The sequence below is a fragment of the Marinobacter persicus genome, from assembly GCF_900114155.1.
Lineage (GTDB): Bacteria > Pseudomonadota > Gammaproteobacteria > Pseudomonadales > Oleiphilaceae > Marinobacter > Marinobacter persicus.
This window is the reverse complement of the sequence record NZ_FOSC01000003.1, coordinates 196359-215342: the sequence shown is the minus strand read 5'-3', so window position 1 is coordinate 215342 and position 18984 is coordinate 196359. Positions and strand designations below refer to the sequence as shown.

Sequence of the window (18984 nt, the reverse complement as noted above, 5' to 3'; positions counted from 1 at the left end):
ATGGGTGATCAACGGTCGGAGGAGCCGCCCTGATCTTTCAGGATTCGCTCGGCCCGCCGTTTTTCGTCATCACTGAGTGCGGAGTCTTGTTCATTGCGCCGCCGTGCCCGCCAGAGCACACCCGCAACCACCAGAAAGCCACCAATGGCGGCAATGGCCGGGAACGCCCAGAGCACAATGGTGCGTTTGTCGACGGGCGGCTTGTACTGGACAAATTCGCCGAAGCGGGCCACCAGGTCATCGACAATTTCTTCGTTGCTGGCTCCCTGGCGCATCATCCGGTACACCTGATCCCGCATATCCTTGGAAATGGGGGCATTCGAGTCGGCAATGTTCTGGTTCTGGCATTTTGGGCAACGTAATTCGGAGATCAGTTGCTGGTAGCGCTGCTCTTCGGCCCGGGTGTCGAAATCGTAGACTTCCTGCACTTCCGCGCTGGCCGGGCCGGCCAGCCAGAAAGCAGCCAACAGCAAAAGCATGGCAACACGCATCAGCTCTCTCCCCGTGCCTCGTTAACAATCGGCAGCAATTCCTGCTGCCAGACCTGTTCATTCACCACGCCCACATGCCGGTGCAAGACAATACCATCTGCGCTGATGACATAGGTTTCCGGAGCACCATACACACCCAGGTCAAAACCGAGCTTGCCTTCGGGATCGAAGATGATGGTTTCGTAGGGGTTGCCCAGGCGGTTGAGAAAGCGGAACGCATTCTCCCGTTGGTCCTTGTAGTTCAACCCGACAATGCGAACACCCTTGTCCCGGGCAAGGTGCATCAGGTATTCGTGCTCATCCCAGCACGACGGGCACCATTCTGCCCATACGTTAAGCAATGACACTTCGCCCTTGAACACTGAGGTGTCCATTGTCAGCTCAGGGTCGGCCAGATTCTCCAGACTGAACTCGGGCACCGGCTTTCCAATCAATGCAGAATCCAGCTTGGTTGGGTCCTTGCCCAGCCCTGCAAACAGGAAGATACCAACGGCAAGCGCCACCACCAGTGGCAGGAACAGAAAGACACGCTTCATCCGGTTACCTCCGCGGGCTTGCCAGCAGCGGTGCCGCCAGACTCCTGCTCAACGGCTTTCACGTCCTTGACGCGGATACGGTAGCGCTTGTCGGAAATGGCCAGGAAACCACCGATCGCCATAACCAGTGAGCCCAGCCATAACCAGCGGACGAGCGGCTTGTACTGCAGGCGAATAGCCCAGGCGTCATCGCTGATGCGTTCGCCAATGGCTACGAACACGTCGCGGAACAGGCCGGCGTCAATGTCCGCTTCGGTCATGACGCTCATACCGACGCTGTAATTACGTTTTTCCGGATGCAGCTCTGCAATGGTCTCGCCGTCAAGGCGTACCTCGAACTCGCCGTATTGGGCGCTAAAGTTCGGGCCGGAACGCTCACCGATGTAGTTGAACACGATTTCGTAATCGCCGGCCATCGCCGTATCGCCCGGCTGCATGCGCACGTCCCGCTCGACGCCGTAGTTGGACACCACGGTCGCCCCGGCCATTACCATGGCCACGCCCAGGTGCCCCAGAACCATGCCCCAGTAACTGCGGGACTGGCGCTTGAGGCCATGCAGACGACCTTTACGGGAGGAAGACTTGTCCCACAGGTCCCAAAGAGTGGCAACCGTAACCCAGACCGCCGTGAACACACCCAGGAACGCCCAGGGAGCGAAGCCGCCGTACCCGATCATCACCGCCGCCGTAGCCAGTACACTGACGGCCAGCGGCCACAGCAGCTTACGGGCGAGCCAGCCACCGTCGGTTTTTTTCCAGCGGGAGAAGATGCCGGCGCCCAACAGCAGTCCCGTGGCCACTGCCAACGGACTAAAGGTGGCATTGAAGAACGGCTCGCCGATGGACAGCTTGCCCAGTTCCAGATAATCCAGCACCAGCGGATACAGCGTGCCCAGCGCGACCAGTGCCGTCGCCGAGACCAGCAGCACGTTATTCAGCAACAGGAAGATTTCCCGGGACAGCGAGCCGTAGCGGGCCCGCACATGCACCACCGGCGCACGGAAGGCATAGAGCGCGAGACTCCCCACCACGGTGATCCCCAGCAGCATCAGCAGGAAGCTGCCACGCTCCGGGTCCGAGGCAAAAGCATGGACCGAGGTCAGTACGCCGGAGCGCACCAGGAAGGTTCCCAGCAAGCTCAGTGCGAAGGTCACGATGGCCAGCAGCACTGTCCAGCTCTTGAACACACCCCGTTTTTCGGTGACCGCCAGCGAGTGCATCAGTGCGGTGCCGGACAGCCAGGGCAAAAGGGAGGCGTTTTCCACCGGATCCCAGAACCACCAGCCGCCCCAGCCAAGCTCGTAATAGGCCCACCAGCTACCCAGGGCGATGCCAATGGTCAGAAATGACCAGGCAACGGTAGTCCAGGGACGTGACCAGCGGGCCCAGGCCGCATCCAGGCGACCATTGATCAAGGCTGCGATGGCAAAGGCAAAAGCGACAGAGAAACCCACATACCCCATGTACAGCATGGGCGGATGCATAATCAGACCAATGTCCTGCAGCAAGGGGTTCAGGTCTCGGCCATCGGCCGGGATGTTGGGCAACATCCGGTCGAACGGATTGGAGGTCATGATAATGAACAGCAGGAAACCGACAGCCACCATACCCAGTACTGACAGCACCTGGGAGATCATCACCGGAGGCAGCTTTCGGCTGAAAATGGCGACCGCCAGAATCCAGCCGGCCAGCATCAGGATCCACAGCAGCAGGGAGCCTTCGTGCCCGCCCCAGACCGCACTGAACTTGTAGTACCAGGGCAACATACTGTTGGAGTTGTTGGCCACGTAGGCGACCGAGAAATCATCCACCAGGAAGGCGTGGGTCAGGATGGCGAACGCCAGGCCGGTAAACACAAACATGCCGGAGGCCAGTGGACGGGCGAAGGCCTGCAGGCTGTCACGCCCGGTCAGCGCCCCTGCCAGCGGCACGACGGAGAGGAGCACTGCCAATAGCAGCGCCAGAATCAGTGCAAGCTGTCCGAGTTCCGGAAACATCAAGCTTCTCCAAGGTCAGAAATAAATTGAGCAATCAATAGGAGGCGCTCTGTGCGGCTTTTTCCGCATCGGCCTTGCGTTTTTCAGCCCGTTCCAGAGATTCAGCGACTTCCGGTGGCATATAATTCTCATCGTGTTTGGCCAACACCTGGTCCGCCACGAACATACCCTCGGCATTCAGACGGCCCATGGCCACCACACCCTGCCCCTCTGCGAACAGATCCGGCAGGATACCTTCATATTGCACAGGCACGGAGGCGGAATAGTCCGTTACCCGGAACTGAACGTTCAGACTCTCCGGGTCCCGTTGCACACTCCCTTCTTCCACCATCCCGCCTGCCCGGATACGCACATCCTGGGGGGCCTTGCCGGCTGCAATTTCGGTCGGGTCGTAGAACAGGTTAATGTTCTGGCGCAAGGCGTAGGTGGTCAGCGCTACCGCGATAGCAATGCCGGCCACCAGGAACAGCACAATGGTCAGTCGTTTTTTTCGAATCGGATGCATGAGGTACCGCCTGTCAGTCCTGGGAAACTTCTACTCGGGTGAAGGTCGCCGACGCCTTTGGTCTGGCATCCCTGCCGGAAGTTCCCTGCTGTTGGTCAAAACGACGCTTACACCCTTCAATTACTGCCCGGTTGCGCCTGGCCGACCAGATCATCATGCCGGCAACCAGAATGAAAAACACCGCGTAGCAGGACCAGACATAAGGGCCATGGCCTTCCATCGCGATAAATGCTGAAAACGAGTCGAATGCCATGGATCAGCCCCTCCCCGCCATGACCAGATCTTTTACCCAGCGGGTTTTCTGCTCCCGCACCAGAATCTCCGTCTTCATACGCAGACACGCCAGCCAGCCGAACAGCAGGTACAGCCCCAACACGGACAACAACAGGGGCACCCACATTTCCACCGGCATCGAGGGCTTTTCAGTCAGCTTGAATGTGGCGGGCTGATGCAGGGTATTCCACCAGTTCACGGAATATTTGATGATCGGTATGTTCACCACGCCTACCAGTACCAGAACAGCAACCGCGCGGGCGGCCGACTTCTCATCATTAATGGCGCGGTCCAGGGCGATCACCCCCCCGTAGAGAAACAGCAGGATCAGCATGGACGTGAGGCGAGCATCCCATACCCACCAGGTGCCCCAGGTCGGCTTCCCCCATACGGCGCCGGTGAACAAAGACAAAAAGGTAAACACCAGGCCCACGGGTGCCACAGCCTTGACGAACACATCAGCCAGTTTCATGCGCCAGACCAGGGTAACCACCGCGGCCACCGCCATCATGATGTACATGGACTGGGCGAGAAACGCCGTGGGCACATGGATGAAGATAATCCGGTAGCTGTTGCCCTGAAGGTAATCGGCCGGGGCAAAGGCCAGCCCCCACGCAAGGCCTCCGGCCAGCAGCAGCAGGCCCGAGGCCAGCAGCCAGGGCATGAAGCGGGTTGCGATCCCGTAGAACCATTTGGGAGAACCCAGCTTATGAAAAAATTGCCACATCAGTTGGTCACCGTCTCACTGTTTTACTGTTCGTTATTGCCAGGCTCACAGAACCGGTCAGGTCAGCTATTGGACAGGCTGATTCGCAAAGCCGCCGCTGATGCGAAAGGTGCCAGCGTTAATGCCAGCACCAGGAACGCCCCCATCAGCGCCAGATAGCCGGCTACCGGAGACCCTTCCGAGGCCGCCGCCACCGTCCCCGTGCCAAAAATCAGCACCGGAATGTACAGCGGAATGATCAGCAGTGACAAGAGTACACCGGCCGAGCGCAAGCCCAGTGTCAGTGCCGCGCCGATCGAGCCAATCAGGCTCAGTACCGGGGTTCCGATCAGCAGCGTTAGACACAAAATGGCAATAGAGTTCCCGTCCAGGTGCACCATAATGCCAAGAATCGGTGTCAGCACAACCAGCGGCAGCCCGGTCAGAATCCAGTGCGCCACGGTTTTGGCCAGAACCAGGGCAAACAATGGCTGGGGCTGCAACACCAGCTGCTCAAGGGTGCCGTCATCAAAATCGTGCCGGAACAGGTGATCCAGTGACAACAGCACCGACAACAAAGCCGCCACCCACAGGATACCGGCGCCCGACTGGCGCAGGAATTCCACTTCCGGGCTAACCCCCAGGGGGAACAGAGTTACCACCATGATGAAAAACAGCAGTGGATTCAGCAGATCCTGACGCTGCCGGAACGCCACCCGCACATCGCGCATGAAGACGGCTGCCATCGCCGGGAACAGCCCGACACCACTCTCGACCGGTTTCAATCCCGGCCGGACATCAGTTGTCATCGCGCTCACCTCCACCCAGGATAATGCGCTGCATACCCGGCAGCTGCAGGTCATGGTGGGTAGTCACCAGTACCGCACCGCCTTCCTGTGCCCGCTGCTGCAACAGCGCCTCGATGGCCTTCACGCCACCGGCATCGATAGCGGTAAAGACTTCGTCCAGCAGCCACAGCGGCTCGTCGGCAATCAGCAGCCGCGCCAGGGCAACACGCCGCTGCTGGCCCGCAGACAGATTGCGGCAAGGTACATGCTCAAAGCCGGCAAGGCCAGTACCGGCCAGGGCCTGCGACAAAGTGTCATCGGTCACCCGGCGCCGCCCGGCCATCAACGCCCGCAAATTCTCCAGTGGCGTCAGAAGCGGCTTGATGCCGGGCCGATGGCCCAGGTACAGAGTGTTTCGCAGAAACGACTCCCGAAGGTGGGAACGGGGCTCGCCACACCAGAGCAAGTCGCCGGAAAAGGCATCATTCAGGCCGGCCAGAATGCGCAGCAGAGTGGTTTTGCCGGTACCATTGGGGCCCTCGACACGGGTCACCGTACCGGGCAGTATGGAGAAAGACAGATTGTGGAACAGCAGACGGGTGTCACGTTCGCACTCTAGATTAACGGCCTGTAGTAACGGCTCGGACATCTGGGCTCCGCTTCAGAGCGAGGGATGCACAGCAGGCATCAGGTGCATGGATTACGGCATTCGCTGCCAGCGCGGCCATTATAACGAAAGCACTGCAGGAATACTCGTGCCTCAAATCAAATCAGCGACATGAAGCTTCCCACCGGAACCAGCAGCAGTAACCCGAGCCCGGAACTGACCGCCCGGCAGGCCGAGGGCATGGCCCGTGCCCGGTTGCAGGCGGCTGCCGACAGCGGCGGCCGGATCGACCCGTCGCTGACGGCCCGCCAGCAGCTGGCGCAACTGCAAATGGCCAACCGGGAAACCGCCCTGGCCCGGGTGGCCGAAGTGCTGCAACAAAAAGGCGGCAGCCACGAACTGTTGCTGGAGATAAAAGGACGTACCCTGGCGGTCAATGTCGGCAACCGGCCACCGGAGGTCACAGCGGGTGACCTGATCAAGGTGATGCGCGCCAACAACGAATTACAGTTAATGGGCAAGCTCGCCGCCAGTCAGGAGAGCACGGTTGCCCGCGCCCTGGCCCAGCGCCTTCCCTGGCAGCAGAACCTGCAATCGGGGCTGGCACAGCTGGTGGAAGCCATGCAAGGCGGCATAAAGCCGACAACCCGGCCCGGCCAGCTCCCTGTTAACAGTGCGAACATACAGCCATTGCCGGCCGGCGCCCAGCAGGCCCTGGAGAACATTCTCAGCCGCCTGCCTCACGCCGACACCCTCACCCCCGGTGCCGGCAAAGCCGATGGCGCAGCCGGGCAGGTTAAACAGTGGCTAGCCGAAAGCGGCCTGTTTGCCGAATCCAGACTGCTGCAAACCGGGCAGAAAAACGCCGCCCCGGCCGACCTGAAACTGGCCCTGACCCGCATGGTGACCGCCCTGCTGGCCAGCCAGAACCAGGATGGCGCGCACTTCAACCGGCTGACACCCACCGCCAGCCCGGAGTTCCAGATGGCGCCGCTGCAGTTCCCACAGACCGCCACACCGGCGGCCCAGCCCCCGTCCAGTGAGCCGGCCAATGCCGGACAAATGCTGCGCCTTCTGGCGGGCATGCTCAATCGCATTACCGTCAACCAGTTGCACAGCCAGACCCTGACCGCACGGGCCGGCGCCGAACCCGGCACCCCGGTCAGCACCCAATTGATTGATCTGCCCTGGCTGAATCCCCAACAGGAACCGAAAATTGCCCAGCTGCGAGTGGAACAATATGAGCAGTCGTCACGGGAACAAGCCGATAAACCCGGCCGCGCCAGTATCAGTGAATGGCGCCTGACGCTGTCCATGGACCTGGACCATGCCGGCCCGCTGCATTTCGACGTCAGCTTCCGGTACCCTGCCGTCAGTGCCCAGGTATGGGCGGAAAAACAAAGCACGCTGCGCCAGGTCAACGAGGAGCTCCCGTTGTTGCGACAGAGCCTGAGCGACCTGGGCCTGGAAGTGGACAGCCTGGATTGCCGGCGCGGCAGTCCCCTGCACACGCAAACAAGACTGGAACACCGTCTGGTGGATACCAAGGCATGAGTGATCAACAAACCGACCAGAACGTTCCGGCCGCCGTCGCCCTGAAATACGACGGTGAACGGGCACCCGTCATTTCAGCCACCGGTACCTGGGAGCTGGCTGAGGAAATCATTCGAATTGCCCGGGAACACGAAGTACCCCTGTATGAGAATCCCGAACTGGCGGGCATCCTGGCCCGATTGTCACTGAACGAGGAAATCCCGGAGGAGCTTTACCGGGTTATTGCTGAAATACTGGCTTTTGCCTTTCACATCCGGGGCAGGACACCCGATGATGCCCGCCCCGACAGGACTGCCGGCTCACCGGATCAGTGAGCGCATGTCCCAGGCCAGTTGCCAGTGTTCGCCTTTGCGCGGCGCCACCGCCGTCTCGAAGTAATGCCTCAGCCGCCGGCGATCTTCCGGCTGGTCTTTCAGGGCCGAGCCGATGACATGATGCATCAGGTGCTCGACGGTCATGGCACCATCCCCGTAATACCAGGCATTCAGGCTGGCTGCATGACCCACCGACACCGCCTCCGCCGTTGACAGCGCCGCACCGGCGAGGCGGTCGGTACTGCGCCCATCCAGGGTCTGGCCGTTACGCAACTCGTGGAACATAGTAACCAGCACTTCGATCACCGCATCCTCCGGCGTAACCTCAACGCCGGCCTGCCGGTTGGCCTTGATTACCTCCTGCTTCACCACCTCCATTTCATCGGCAAGATCATGAATCGGCCGGATCTCCTCAAAATCCATGCGCCGCTTGAGTGCCGCGCTCATGGCATGTACGCCTTCATCCACGCTGTTGGAGGTGGCCACCAGATTGAAGCCCTCCCGGGCCAGAACCACGCCATCATCCCCGGCCAGTTCCGGAATAACCACCACCCGGTCAGACAGCACCGACAACATGGCGTCCTGCAGCGCCTGCGGGCAACGGGCAATCTCCTCGAACCGAACCAACCGGCCTTCCATCATGCCCCGTAACAACGGCGACGGGATCAACGCCCGGCGGCTTGGCCCCTCGCTCTGCAGCAACGCCTGGTTCCAGCCGTACAGCAACTGACCAACCTCACTGATGGCCCCGCCCTGCAACGTCAGCGTGGAATTGCCGGATACCGCCGCCGCCAGCAGTTCAGACAGCCAGGATTTTGCGGTGCCCGGCTCGCCCACCAGCAGGCTGCCGCGATTGGTGCACAGGGAAATAATAATGCGGGTGACCAGCGCCCGGTCGGCGACAAATTTGCGTTCAATTCCCAGTTGCGGGTCACCACACAAAAACAGTTCCACCGACCGGGGCGACAGCTGCCAGCCCGGCGGTACCGGGCCGGTATCCGCGGCCAGCAGGCGGTCGAGTTCGTCCCGGTACATGACTTCAGCGGGTTGGCGCTGAATGCCGTTGTTGTCCTGCTTTTTCATCGGTTGCTCCTGCGGCCGCCACGAATCTCCGGCGCCATGCGTTCCCGGGGCAGAATGCGGGGCAGTTCAGACAGCGGGATAAGGCCTTCGATCACATGGTCCAAGGCACTGTCGCGCATGGTCACCAGCCCCCCGTCCAGCGCACGCCAACGCAGTTCACCAACGGGCGGCTGGCTGGAGATGGCATTGCGGATGTCGGCATCCACCTCCATGTACTCGACAATCGCCACCCGGCCATGGGTGCCCCGACCATTACACTTCTCACAGCCTTCGCCCTCAAAACACCGGAAGCCGGCCGGTGGTCCGTCCGGAAATACTTCGGCCAGAATCCCCGGGTCCGGCGTGGCCGGCTTCCGGCAATGGGGACAAATGCGCTTGGCAAGGCGCTGGGCAATGACCGCCAGCAACTCGCCGGCAATGGAGTTGGGGTGGATGCCCAGGTCGTACAGGCGCTGCAGGGAGTCCACCGCGTCATTGCAGTGCAGGGTTGAGAGCACCACGTGACCGGTCTGGGACGCCCGGATCGCCTCCAGGGCGGTTTCCTGATCGCGAATCTCACCCACCAGGATCACGTCCGGGTCTTCCCGCACGAACGCCCGCATGGCATCGGCAAAGCTGAAACCGATTTCCGCACGCACCCGGGTCTGTTGGATGTTGTCGATGGAATATTCGATGGGGTCTTCCACCGTAATCACCTTGCGCCGGCCATCATCCGCGAGGGTCTGAAGGCCTGCATAGAGCGTGGTGGATTTGCCGGAGCCGGTCGGCCCCACCACCAGCACCAGCCCGGCCGGGTTATCCAGCAGGCGCTGGTAACGGGCGCCAACCGCCGGCGACATCCCGAGCTCATCGATGGTCATGGCACGCCCGGTCTGGGGCAGTAAACGGATAATGGCGTTCTCGCCATGCAGTGATGGCTGGGTCTGGATACGCAGATCGTAGGTGGTGTCGCCCAGTTGCAGGCGGGAACGGCCTCCCTGTGGCAGGCGGTGTTCGGCAATATTCAGCTCCGCCCGCAGCTTGATGACGTTGATCACCCCGCGGATTTCCCGGGCCGAGAGCTGATACTGGGGCAGATCGTGCAGGTCGCCGTCTACTCGCAGGCGAATGCGTACCCGGTCTTCGTATTGCTCGATGTGAATATCGCTGGCTCTCTCGCCCACCGCATCCAGCAGAATGGCTTCGTACACCGAGACCAGATAAGGGCTGATGTGTTTGTTGATATCCTGGCCAAACAGATCCTTACCCGGGCTGTCCGGCGCCGCCTCGGCGCCCGGTTTGGCCGCCTGTTCGGCCACAAACCGGCTGCCTTTTACGGTCAGGTCCAGCGCCGACCAGATGCGCCGGAAATCCGTCGGGGTCACCAGTACACAGACAATCCGGTGCCTGGGGGTCAATCGCTCCAGTTGATCAGTGCGCGCGTCCGGGTCGTCGGTCACCACCGTGAGCGTGCTGTCTTCCTCGCGCACGGGGATCATCCGGGACAAGTCCAGGAAGGTGCGGGAGAAACGCCTGAACAGCTCGGCGTCCAGATGGTTAAGAACATCCTCCGAGTCGGAAAACGCCAGCCCCCGCTGCTGTGCCAGCGAACGGTAAAGCTCTGTTTCTTCCATATTCAGAGAGCGGCGCAACACATCCAGCACCCGCTCATTTTTCACGGCGGCTTCGTCACGGGCCTTTGCCAGATCGGTTTCATTGATCAGCCCCAGATCGATCAGGATCTGGCCGGCGTTCCGGTTGAAATCCACCCAGCCCAGGGTTTTCACTCGCTCCAGGAGGCCGCCTTTACGGCGATACATGGCAACGCTGGGCACCGGACCAGCACGCCCTTCCAGGCAGACCAGGCTGCCGCCTTCACGAAGGTTGGTCACCAGCGGGTTTGGCGACGGCAGAAACGTGGTGCAAAGCACCAGGTCACAGGGCTCATCCAGTGGCACCCCCTGGCCGGCATCGGCTTCGAACACGTCAATGTTATGCATGCCAGAACGGAAGAAGCGCTGCCGGGCAGCCTCGACCAGCACCGGGTTACGGTCGACGTAAATCACACGGTGTGCCAGCTGGCCCAGCACGGCGGCCAGGTAGCCGGAGCCACCGCCCACATGCATGACCACCTGGTCCGGGGCAATTTCCGGCATCAGGCCCAGCAGATGGTGAACGGTTTCCTGGCGGGGGATGGAATGGCCGGTGATGGAAGGGGCAATATCCTCACCGGCGACAAAATCATGGCGGGCAACAGCAAGGAGGGCCGCCTCGGCCCTCGGGTAAATTGCTCTCATTCAGCGGCGTCCGTGGCGACTCGACGAAAACGGGAATCAGGCCGCCTGTCGTTTTTTCAGCGCTGAAACCAGCTCTGCCTCCGGGCGGGAAATTCCACAGGTATCCATAAGATCGTCGATATCTGCGCCAAGATCAACCAGCCTTGCCGCCTCATCATAGGAAATGCGCAAGGGATCATTCTGGCGCATCTCATCCATGGCATTACGCAACTCGTGCAGCTGGCGCTCACAGGCCACCAGACGCTGCCCCACCCCCATGCTGCCACTGGTGGTGGCGTGCAGCTCACGCCCCAGGGTGTCGCAACGTTCTTTCACGTTAGCCTGCAACGAGCGGATGCGCCGGCCGTGAATAAAGCCCTGCAACAGAACCAGACCCAGGGCGAAAGCGGTAAGGCCCCACGGGAGCCAGGAAGGAATGGCAAAGCTCATAATAGACGTCTCCGTTGGTTGTTGACCACGGTGGACGTCCATCACAGGCACTGCAGGGCGAACCTTACAGTGATGCGATTTCAGCCCACTCCTGGTCTGACAGCATCTTGTCGAATTCGACGAGGATAATCAGCTCGCCGTTCTTGTTGCACACACCCTGAATGAACTTGGCGCTTTCTTCGTTGCCGACATTCGGGGCAGTTTCAATTTCACTGGCCTTGAGGTAAACCACCTCGGCCACCGAGTCCACCAGAATACCCATGACCTGGCTGGACGATTCCATCACCACAATGCGGGTGGCGTCGGTAATTTCCGCGTCTGCCAGCCCGAACCTGCGGCGGGTGTCGATCACCGTCACCACGTTGCCCCGCAGGTTAATAATGCCCAGCACGTAATCCGGTGCGCCGGGTACGGGTGCGATCTCCGTGTACCTCAGTACTTCCTGGATCTGCATGACATCAATGCCATAGGTTTCGTCATCCAGACGGAAGGTCACGTACTGAAGTACCTGATCATCCTGGGCCTGATTTTTCTGTCCGCTCGGGGATGCCATATCGCTCTCTCCTTACTCGGCTGCCCGGCGGGCAACCTGATCGTCAAAAATTCATCATCAGTGCCCAATACTATAGTTAAGGGCACAAACCGTGCCAGCATTGCACGGTTTCATTCGGTAACTGGCCTGATCAGCTCAGGTCCAGATGGTGTTCGCGTTCCGCGCGCACCAGCAATTGGGCCATCGCACGCACGTCTATCAGGGCGCACATGTGGTCAACGACGGTGCCGGCCAGCCAGGGCCGCTTGCTGCGTCCGGTGCGCCAGCGCACTTCGTCCGGTTTGAGGGTGAACGACTGGGCCACCTCATCGCAGGCCAGCCCCCACTCACTATCATCCAGCCTTATCACAAAACGGTAGTTTTCCCGGGCATTGGCCGGCACCCGGCCGGCCATGATCCACTCGGCACTGTCCACGACCCGCAAATTCTGATCCCGGTCCGGGCGAATACCCATGTACCACCGCGGGCTACCCGGAATCGGGCGAATTTCGTCTTCCGTTTCCAGTTTGTGGATAGCGCCCAGCAACACCAGAGGTACTGCCAGCTTCAGGCCGGCCACGGTAAAAATCAGACACTCAAACGGCTGATCGGACCAGTCCGGGCGGTCCGGTGGTTCTGCCGCCTCCGGCTGGGCTACCGGTTCCGGCTTCGGCTCCGCAGCCGGAGTCTCCACCCTAACCGTCGTCTCCACTTGAGAGGCGGCCTTTACGTCAGTGGCGGTTTCAACGCTTTCGCGGGTCGCCGGTTTGAGGCGAGCCTCGGAACCTGTGCGAACCGGTCTGACCTGACGTTTTTCTTCTGGCTGTTGCCTGGTTTGTGTTTCTGTCGTTACTTCTGTTCTGGTTTCTGTCTTCGTTTCTGGCCGGCTCGGCGACTCTTCCACCAGCGCTGTGCTGGTGGCGGTATGCAGCAACTCGTCCAGATAGCTGGCGATGGCCGCCTCCGGCTCCGCCAGCTGTGTCATTTTTTTGTCGGCTACATTTCTGTCAGCCATCTTGTGGCTCCTTGAGCTTTTCGGTTCGCTTCAGGAGATCATCAAGCAGATGACTGTAGGCTCTCACGCCATGGGTGTTGGCATCCACCGCCGAGGGGATCAGCCCCCGCTGGCTGGCATCCCGGAATTTGGTGTCCACCGGGATGGCAAAGCGCCAGAGACTGTCGCTGTAGGTTTTACGCAGCAGATTCAGACTCTTGACCGAGGCCTGGGTGCGGCGATCGTACAGGGTGGGTACGATGGTGTAAGCCAACTGGTTCTTCTGGGAGCGCATGATCATCTGCAGGGTATGCAGCATGCGCTCAAGCCCCTTGATGGCGAGGTATTCAGTCTGCACCGGAATAATCAGATGCTGGGCTGCTGCCAGGGCGTTGACCATCAACACGCCCAGCGATGGGGTGTTGTCGAGAATCACGTAATCAAAATCGTCCCACAACTGGGCCAGCGAGCGGGAAATGATCAGCCCCATGCCACCCACACCCACCATTTTTCGTTCCAGGGTGGCCAGGGCGGTACTGGCCGGCAACAGCGACAGGTTCGGGCAGCCGGTATCGGTAACCAGCTGCGCCGGCAGGCCTTCCGGCACTTTACCTTCATGCTGAAACAGGTCAAACACGCTGTGGGCAATGGTGTCCGGATCATAGCCGAACCAGGTGGTCAACGACCCGTGGGGGTCCAGGTCAACCACCAGAACGCGCTTACCCTGCTCGGCCAGCAAGCCGCCCAGGGCAACCACGGAGGTTGTTTTACCAACACCACCTTTCTGATTCGCTACAGCCCAGATTCGCACTCTTGTTACTCCACCTACGGATCAGCACGGCATTCATTACCGCCAGCATGGTTGTTATCGGCTGAGCCACCAGCAACTTGACCGACAATAAGGCCCCGTCGCGGCAATTCCTTGCCGATTCAGTCTGTTCAGTTCGGGATTGATACACGAAGTATGCCAATTCGGTCTACAGCGGCAAGGTGGCATTTATCCGAATAGCCATACGGCTGACTAACGCATGGCGCCCCGTATGCTGGCATCCCGGGAAATGATCAACACCACACGCCGGTTCCGCCGACGACCTTCCTCCGTGTCGTTTCTGGCCACCGGCTGGTATTGTCCGTAACCCACCGCCGCCAGGCGCTCGGGCTCAATGCCCTCCATGGTCAGCATGCGCACAACCGCCGCAGCCCGGGCCGTTGACAGCTCCCAGTTGGAGGGAAAACGGCCGGTGCGAATGGGCTGGTTATCGGTGAAACCTTCCACTTTAACCGCGTTGTCCCTTTCGGCAATAACCGTGGCGATTTTTTCAATGACTGCAAAGGCATCGTAATGGGGCTCGGCATCACCACTGCCAAAGAGCATGCTGTTTGGCAGGTTGAGCTCCAGCCACTGGTCGCTGGCTTCCAGGGTCACCACTCCCTGATCAATCAATTCGTCAAACTCCAGCTCCAGCTGGTTGGCCATGGTTTGCAGCACCTGGGCCCGTTCACGGGTATCCAGCTCCGGCATTTGCACGTCTTCCGTTTCGGACGACTCCTGGCGGTCAGCGGTTTCGGGAGTATCCAGCGGAGCGGGAGAGACCGGGTTTTCGCCTACCGGTATGGGTTGTAATGACCGCTGGGGAGCATTGAACACACCGGTGAAGGTGTCGGACAGTACCTTGTATTTGCCTTCATTAACGGAAGACACCGAATACATCACCACAAAAAAAGCAAACAGCAGGGTGATAAAATCCGCGTAGGAAATCAGCCAGCGTTCCTTGTTGTGAAGGTCTTCCGGTGCTTGTCGGCGCCGACGCATAGGCAGGTATCCCCTGTTACTGCAGGAAGCCCCGCAGCCTCAGCTCGATGGATTTGGGGTTCTCGCCCTCGGCAATGGCGATAATGCCATCGATCATCATGTCTTCGTAGCGGGTTCGCTCACCAACAATTCCTCGCAGCTTGTTAGCCACGGGAAAAAACAGCAGGTTGGCCAGCGCCACACCGTAGATGGTTGCCACAAAGGCGGTGGCGATGCCACTGCCCAGGGATTCAGGGTTTTCCAGGTTGGTCATTACCTGAATCAGCCCCATGACCGCACCGATAATACCGATAGTCGGTGAATAGCCACCCATGGCTTCGTACACCCGGGCTGACTCAAGATCCCTCTGCTCGCGGGCGTCCAGGTCCACCTCCAGAATACTGCGGATGGCTTCGGGTTCGGCACCGTCGACAAGCAGTTGCAGGCCCTTGCGGGCAAAGTTCTCGGGTTCCTTTTCCGACATCCCCTCAAGGCCCAGCAGGCCCTGCTTGCGGGCCTTCACGCTCCAGTCAATGACCTTGCCGATGCCGTCTTCCATGGAGATATAGGGAGGCACAAACACCCAGCGCACCTGGGTGAAGGCGCGCTTGAGTACCGGCCAGGAGGTTTGCAGGATGGTCGCGGCCAGGGTGCCGCCAATCACAATCAGGGCCGCTGGCCCGTTAAACAGCGAGCTCAGCGCACCACCTTCCAGAACGTTGCCACCTAGAATGGCAACAACGGCCAGGGTAATACCGAGCAGGCTGAGGACATCCATCAGCTCACGCCTTCAACCAGTCTCGGCCCGATATCCTGCAATGGCAGGATCTCGTCGCTCAGCCCCGCGCGGGCCACGGCCATGGGCATGCCGTAGATCACCGAGGTTTTCTCGTCCTGGGACCAGACCACCGAGCCGGTCTGTTTCATCATCCGGCAGCCTTCCTTGCCGTCAGCCCCCATACCGGTGAGGATCACACCCAGTGTCTTACCGGGGAAGCTGCGGGCCAGGGAACCGAAAGTCACGTCCACGCACGGCTTGTAGTTAAGCCGCTCGTCACTGGCCAGGATACGCACCCGTGCCTGCCCACTTCGGTTTTCGATCATCATCTGCTTGCCGCCCGGTGCCAGCAACGCCAGGCCGGGACGAAGCACATCGCCGTCTTCAGCCTGGCGGACTTCAATCCTGCACAGCCGGTTCAGGCGCTCGGCAAACGCCGGCGTAAAACTCGCTGGCATGTGCTGGATCAGCACAATGGGAGCCGGAAACGACGCCGGTAATTCGGTTAATACCTTCTGCAAGGCGACAGGGCCGCCCGTGGAGGTGCCAATGGCCACCACCTGATAATGCCTGGTCGGCGTTTTCGGGCCGGCGCGGCGTGGCGCTTCCGGTTCCGGGGCTGGTTTTCGTGCTGGTTCGGCAGACGCGGATGGGCGCTGGGGAGCCCTTGCCGGGCGCGCCGGCTGGGCTGGCTGCCGGCTTTCAGGGCGTGCTGGCGTCGCCGACGGAGACCGGGATGGCGGCGGTGTTTTCACGCCAGGCCGGCTGCCACTGACGTCCATCACCCGCTGAATCAGAATTTTCTGCAGCTGGCTGCTGTCACGGGCGATTTCCTCGAAATTCTTAGGCAGGAAATCCACCGCCCCCGCTTCCAGTGCGTCCAGGGTAACCCTGGCCCCCTCATAGGTCAGAGACGAGAACATCAGGACCGGGGTCGGGCACTTCTGCATGATTTCCCGCACCGCCGAAATGCCATCCATGACCGGCATTTCATAGTCCATGGTAATCACGTCTGGCCGGAGTTTTTCGGCCAGATCCACACCCTCACGACCATTGGAGGCGGTACCGACCACTTTGATCTGGCCGGACGCCGAGAGTATCTCTTTCAGCCGCCTGCGGAAGAAACCTGAATCGTCAACGACCAGGACTGAAACTGTCATCCATTTCTCCTAAACAATCCCGGACTTCTGCCCGTCTGGTTCAGCCGTAGTGATGCAGAAGGCTGGGTACATCAATAATCAGTGCGATTCGACCGTCACCGGTGATGGTGGCCCCCGCCATCCCGGGAGTGCCTTGCAGGGCCCGGCCCAGCGGTTTGATCACCACCTCTTCCTGGCCAATCAGCTGGTCGACCACAAAGCCTACCTGCCGGGTACCCATGGCGACAATCACCACATGGGCGTCTTTCGGCGGCTCTTCACCGGCGGAAGCAGGCACCAGCCAGCGCTTGACGTGGAACAACGGGAACACCCTCTCGCGCACGACAATGCATTCCTTGCCGTCGACAATGTTGGTCTTGGTCAGATCCAGATGGAATATTTCCACCACGTTGACCAGCGGCAGGGCGAAGGACTGGTCACCCAGCATGATCATCAGGGTCGGCATGATCGCCAGGGTCAGCGGCACCTTGATGATGATGTTGGAGCCCTTGCCCTTGACCGATTCGATGTTGATCTGGCCATTGAGCTGGCTGATCTTGGTTTTCACCACGTCCATGCCCACACCACGGCCAGACACATCGGAAATCTGGTCTTTGGTGGAGAAGCCGGCGGCCAGGATCAGGTTGTAGCATTCACTGTCGGTCAGGCGCGCGGCCGCGTCTTCATCATAGATACCTTTCTCCACCGCCTTGCGGCGCAGGACTTCGGGGTCCATGCCGGCGCCATCGTCGGAGATGGACAGCAGGATATGATCGCCTTCCTGCTCGGCGGACAGGGTAACGGTGCCTTTTCTGGGCTTGCCGTTTTTCTCCCGGACATCCGGATCCTCAATGCCATGATCCACGGAGTTGCGCACCAGGTGCACCAGCGGGTCGGCCAGAGCCTCGACCAGGTTTTTGTCCAGGTCGGTGTCTTCGCCGTGCATGACCAGCTCCACTTCCTTTTTAAGGTTGCGGGACAGGTCACGCACCACACGCGGGAAGCGGCCGAAGACTTTTTTGATCGGCTGCATGCGGGTTTGCATCACCGCGGACTGCAGATCGGAGGTAACAACGTCGAGGTTGGACACGGCCTTGTGCATTTCCGTGTCTTCGCTCTCGGAGCCCAGTCGCTGCAGACGATTACGTACCAGTACCAGCTCGCCCACCATGTTCATGATGTCGTCCAGCCGACTGGTGTCCACGCGAACAGTGGTGTCGCCTTTGGGCGCCGCTTCCTTACCGCCGGATTTGGCGGCAGGAGCCGGCTTGTCTTCTTTCTTCCTGGGCTCTGGTTTGGACTCTGGCTTGTGCTCGGCCTTTTTCGGAGCAGCCGGTTGCTGGCCAGCGGCGCCCTGAGCACTGGGCCCAGAGCCCTTGCCATGCAGTTCGTCCAGCAGGTTTTCGAATTCGTCGTCGCTGATCAGGTCATCGCCGCCACCCGAGTTGCTCGGTGCCGGTTCGGCGGATTCCGAGGCTCCCTTGTCGGGGTCATCGATATCCGTGGATACCGCCGCACCGGAAAACTTGCCTTCACCGTGAAGCTGGTCAAGCAGGGCTTCAAATTCGTCCTCGGAGATTTCATCATCGCCACCGGAGCTGCTGGCCTGCTGCTGATCACCGCCACTGCCCTGCGACGATTCACTGGCATTGTCGTCGCCCAGGGCATCCAGCAATTGCTCGAATTCATCATCAGTGATGTCACCGGCATCTTCACCCGACGCCCCGGAACCTTGCGAGCCACCGGCCTGCTCGGGCTGGGCACTGGACTGTGCGGCAGCGGGCTGTCCGCCCTCACCTTCCGGCGTGGCGTATTGTTTGAGTGCTTCGATCAGCTCGTCGGGAGCGGGGGAGGGTTCTTCCCGGTTACGCACCTGGTCAAACATTTCATTGACGTTGTCCAGGGCCTCCAGCACCACATCCATCAGGTCGGAGGTAACCTCACGCTTGTGGTTCCGCAGGATATCGAACACGTTTTCCGCCGCGTGGCAGCAGTTGACCAGTGCATCAAGCTGCAGGAAGCCAGCGCCACCCTTGACGGTATGAAAACCACGGAAAATGGCGTTGAGCAGATCAGCGTCGTCCGGATGCTGCTCCAGGTCCACCAACTGTTCTGACAGATTTTCGAGAATCTCGCCGGCCTCGACCAGGAAATCCTGGAGGATATCTTCGTCCGCTTCTAACGCCATGC

20 protein-coding genes are annotated in these 18984 nt (G+C 60.3%); 2 read left to right on the top strand and 18 right to left on the bottom strand.

Annotation, left to right across the window (positions count from 1 at the left end):
- Positions 1–8: 8 nt before the first annotated feature.
- The 8 genes from BMZ63_RS04680 to ccmA all read right to left on the bottom strand — a co-directional run bounded on the left by BMZ63_RS04680 (position 9) and on the right by ccmA (position 5945).
- On the bottom strand, positions 9–491 hold the full coding sequence (locus BMZ63_RS04680; protein WP_091702315.1) for a cytochrome c-type biogenesis protein: 483 nt from the start codon (positions 489–491) through the stop codon (positions 9–11).
- Positions 491–1027: a DsbE family thiol:disulfide interchange protein gene (locus tag BMZ63_RS04675; RefSeq protein ID WP_091702313.1), complete on the bottom strand. Its 537-nt coding sequence runs from the start codon at positions 1025–1027 to the stop codon at positions 491–493. The genes BMZ63_RS04680 and BMZ63_RS04675 overlap by 1 nt, the downstream gene beginning before the upstream one ends.
- The gene (locus BMZ63_RS04670) at positions 1024–3024 is read right to left on the bottom strand and encodes a heme lyase CcmF/NrfE family subunit (RefSeq protein WP_091702310.1); all 2001 of its coding nucleotides are present in this window, start codon (positions 3022–3024) and stop codon (positions 1024–1026) included. Before BMZ63_RS04670 ends, BMZ63_RS04675 begins: the two co-directional genes overlap by 4 nt.
- A gap of 34 nt (positions 3025–3058) precedes the next feature.
- Positions 3059–3529, bottom strand: a complete 471-nt coding sequence (gene ccmE, locus BMZ63_RS04665; RefSeq protein ID WP_091702308.1) for a cytochrome c maturation protein CcmE — start codon at positions 3527–3529, stop codon at positions 3059–3061.
- A 13-nt stretch (positions 3530–3542) separates the two neighbouring features.
- Positions 3543–3782 (bottom strand): heme exporter protein CcmD, encoded by a 240-nt coding sequence (gene ccmD / locus BMZ63_RS04660; RefSeq protein ID WP_091702305.1) that lies wholly within the window; start codon positions 3780–3782, stop codon positions 3543–3545.
- Positions 3783–3785: 3 nt separating this feature from the next.
- Positions 3786–4529, bottom strand: coding sequence for a heme ABC transporter permease (locus tag BMZ63_RS04655; protein ID WP_091702302.1), 744 nt, complete (start codon positions 4527–4529; stop codon positions 3786–3788).
- A gap of 62 nt (positions 4530–4591) precedes the next feature.
- Positions 4592–5317, bottom strand: coding sequence for a heme exporter protein CcmB (gene ccmB, locus BMZ63_RS04650; protein WP_091702300.1), 726 nt, complete (start codon positions 5315–5317; stop codon positions 4592–4594).
- Complete coding sequence (gene ccmA, locus BMZ63_RS04645; RefSeq protein WP_091702297.1) at positions 5307–5945, bottom strand: cytochrome c biogenesis heme-transporting ATPase CcmA; 639 nt, start codon at positions 5943–5945, stop codon at positions 5307–5309. The genes ccmB and ccmA overlap by 11 nt, the downstream gene beginning before the upstream one ends.
- A 129-nt stretch (positions 5946–6074) precedes the next feature.
- Here ccmA and fliK point away from each other — a divergent pair, with 129 nt between their 5' ends.
- Positions 6075–7457: a flagellar hook-length control protein FliK gene (fliK, locus tag BMZ63_RS04640; protein ID WP_227663516.1), complete on the top strand. Its 1383-nt coding sequence runs from the start codon at positions 6075–6077 to the stop codon at positions 7455–7457.
- A complete protein-coding gene (locus BMZ63_RS04635; protein ID WP_091702294.1) occupies positions 7454–7771 on the top strand; it encodes an EscU/YscU/HrcU family type III secretion system export apparatus switch protein in 318 nt (105 codons plus the stop codon). Before fliK ends, BMZ63_RS04635 begins: the two co-directional genes overlap by 4 nt.
- Here BMZ63_RS04635 and BMZ63_RS04630 read toward each other — a convergent pair.
- The 10 genes from BMZ63_RS04630 to BMZ63_RS04585 all read right to left on the bottom strand — a co-directional run bounded on the left by BMZ63_RS04630 (position 7757) and on the right by BMZ63_RS04585 (position 18982).
- Positions 7757–8854 carry an ATP-binding protein gene (locus BMZ63_RS04630; RefSeq protein ID WP_091702292.1) on the bottom strand — a complete coding sequence of 366 codons (1098 nt, stop codon included), beginning with the start codon at positions 8852–8854 and terminating at the stop codon, positions 7757–7759. The genes BMZ63_RS04635 and BMZ63_RS04630 overlap by 15 nt on opposite strands.
- Positions 8851–11130 (bottom strand): ATPase, T2SS/T4P/T4SS family, encoded by a 2280-nt coding sequence (locus BMZ63_RS04625; RefSeq protein WP_091702289.1) that lies wholly within the window; start codon positions 11128–11130, stop codon positions 8851–8853. The genes BMZ63_RS04630 and BMZ63_RS04625 overlap by 4 nt, the downstream gene beginning before the upstream one ends.
- Positions 11131–11166: 36 nt before the next feature.
- Positions 11167–11559, bottom strand: coding sequence for a DUF2802 domain-containing protein (locus BMZ63_RS04620; RefSeq protein WP_091702286.1), 393 nt, complete (start codon positions 11557–11559; stop codon positions 11167–11169).
- A 64-nt stretch (positions 11560–11623) separates the two neighbouring features.
- On the bottom strand, positions 11624–12112 hold the full coding sequence (locus BMZ63_RS04615) for a chemotaxis protein CheW (RefSeq protein WP_091702284.1): 489 nt from the start codon (positions 12110–12112) through the stop codon (positions 11624–11626).
- Between the two features lie 130 nt (positions 12113–12242).
- Positions 12243–13106 carry a chemotaxis protein CheW gene (locus BMZ63_RS04610; protein ID WP_143072196.1) on the bottom strand — a complete coding sequence of 288 codons (864 nt, stop codon included), beginning with the start codon at positions 13104–13106 and terminating at the stop codon, positions 12243–12245.
- The gene (locus BMZ63_RS04605) at positions 13099–13896 is read right to left on the bottom strand and encodes a ParA family protein (protein ID WP_091702281.1); all 798 of its coding nucleotides are present in this window, start codon (positions 13894–13896) and stop codon (positions 13099–13101) included. The genes BMZ63_RS04610 and BMZ63_RS04605 overlap by 8 nt, the downstream gene beginning before the upstream one ends.
- A 210-nt stretch (positions 13897–14106) precedes the next feature.
- Positions 14107–14898, bottom strand: coding sequence for a flagellar motor protein MotD (gene motD / locus BMZ63_RS04600; RefSeq protein WP_091702278.1), 792 nt, complete (start codon positions 14896–14898; stop codon positions 14107–14109).
- Positions 14899–14914: 16 nt separating this feature from the next.
- Entirely contained in the window at positions 14915–15655 is a 741-nt protein-coding gene (locus BMZ63_RS04595) for a flagellar motor protein (RefSeq protein WP_091702276.1), read from the bottom strand.
- Positions 15655–16815, bottom strand: a complete 1161-nt coding sequence (locus BMZ63_RS04590; protein ID WP_091702273.1) for a protein-glutamate methylesterase/protein-glutamine glutaminase — start codon at positions 16813–16815, stop codon at positions 15655–15657. The genes BMZ63_RS04595 and BMZ63_RS04590 overlap by 1 nt, the downstream gene beginning before the upstream one ends.
- Before the next feature lie 40 nt (positions 16816–16855).
- Complete coding sequence (locus BMZ63_RS04585; protein WP_091702270.1) at positions 16856–18982, bottom strand: chemotaxis protein CheA; 2127 nt, start codon at positions 18980–18982, stop codon at positions 16856–16858.
- Between the last annotated feature and the right edge of the window lie 2 nt (positions 18983–18984).

Coding starts and splice junctions, on each gene's coding strand:
- BMZ63_RS04680 (WP_091702315.1), bottom strand. CDS start 491: ATGCGTGTTGCCATGCTTTTGCTGTTGGCTGCTTTCTGGCTGGCCGGC.
- BMZ63_RS04675 (WP_091702313.1), bottom strand. CDS start 1,027: ATGAAGCGTGTCTTTCTGTTCCTGCCACTGGTGGTGGCGCTTGCCGTT.
- BMZ63_RS04670 (WP_091702310.1), bottom strand. CDS start 3,024: ATGTTTCCGGAACTCGGACAGCTTGCACTGATTCTGGCGCTGCTATTG.
- ccmE (WP_091702308.1), bottom strand. CDS start 3,529: ATGCATCCGATTCGAAAAAAACGACTGACCATTGTGCTGTTCCTGGTG.
- ccmD (WP_091702305.1), bottom strand. CDS start 3,782: ATGGCATTCGACTCGTTTTCAGCATTTATCGCGATGGAAGGCCATGGC.
- BMZ63_RS04655 (WP_091702302.1), bottom strand. CDS start 4,529: ATGTGGCAATTTTTTCATAAGCTGGGTTCTCCCAAATGGTTCTACGGG.
- ccmB (WP_091702300.1), bottom strand. CDS start 5,317: ATGACAACTGATGTCCGGCCGGGATTGAAACCGGTCGAGAGTGGTGTC.
- ccmA (WP_091702297.1), bottom strand. CDS start 5,945: ATGTCCGAGCCGTTACTACAGGCCGTTAATCTAGAGTGCGAACGTGAC.
- fliK (WP_227663516.1), top strand. CDS start 6,075: ATGAAGCTTCCCACCGGAACCAGCAGCAGTAACCCGAGCCCGGAACTG.
- BMZ63_RS04635 (WP_091702294.1), top strand. CDS start 7,454: ATGAGTGATCAACAAACCGACCAGAACGTTCCGGCCGCCGTCGCCCTG.
- BMZ63_RS04630 (WP_091702292.1), bottom strand. CDS start 8,854: ATGAAAAAGCAGGACAACAACGGCATTCAGCGCCAACCCGCTGAAGTC.
- BMZ63_RS04625 (WP_091702289.1), bottom strand. CDS start 11,130: ATGAGAGCAATTTACCCGAGGGCCGAGGCGGCCCTCCTTGCTGTTGCC.
- BMZ63_RS04620 (WP_091702286.1), bottom strand. CDS start 11,559: ATGAGCTTTGCCATTCCTTCCTGGCTCCCGTGGGGCCTTACCGCTTTC.
- BMZ63_RS04615 (WP_091702284.1), bottom strand. CDS start 12,112: ATGGCATCCCCGAGCGGACAGAAAAATCAGGCCCAGGATGATCAGGTA.
- BMZ63_RS04610 (WP_143072196.1), bottom strand. CDS start 13,106: ATGGCTGACAGAAATGTAGCCGACAAAAAAATGACACAGCTGGCGGAG.
- motD (WP_091702278.1), bottom strand. CDS start 14,898: ATGCGTCGGCGCCGACAAGCACCGGAAGACCTTCACAACAAGGAACGC.
- BMZ63_RS04595 (WP_091702276.1), bottom strand. CDS start 15,655: ATGGATGTCCTCAGCCTGCTCGGTATTACCCTGGCCGTTGTTGCCATT.
- BMZ63_RS04590 (WP_091702273.1), bottom strand. CDS start 16,815: ATGACAGTTTCAGTCCTGGTCGTTGACGATTCAGGTTTCTTCCGCAGG.
- BMZ63_RS04585 (WP_091702270.1), bottom strand. CDS start 18,982: ATGGCGTTAGAAGCGGACGAAGATATCCTCCAGGATTTCCTGGTCGAG.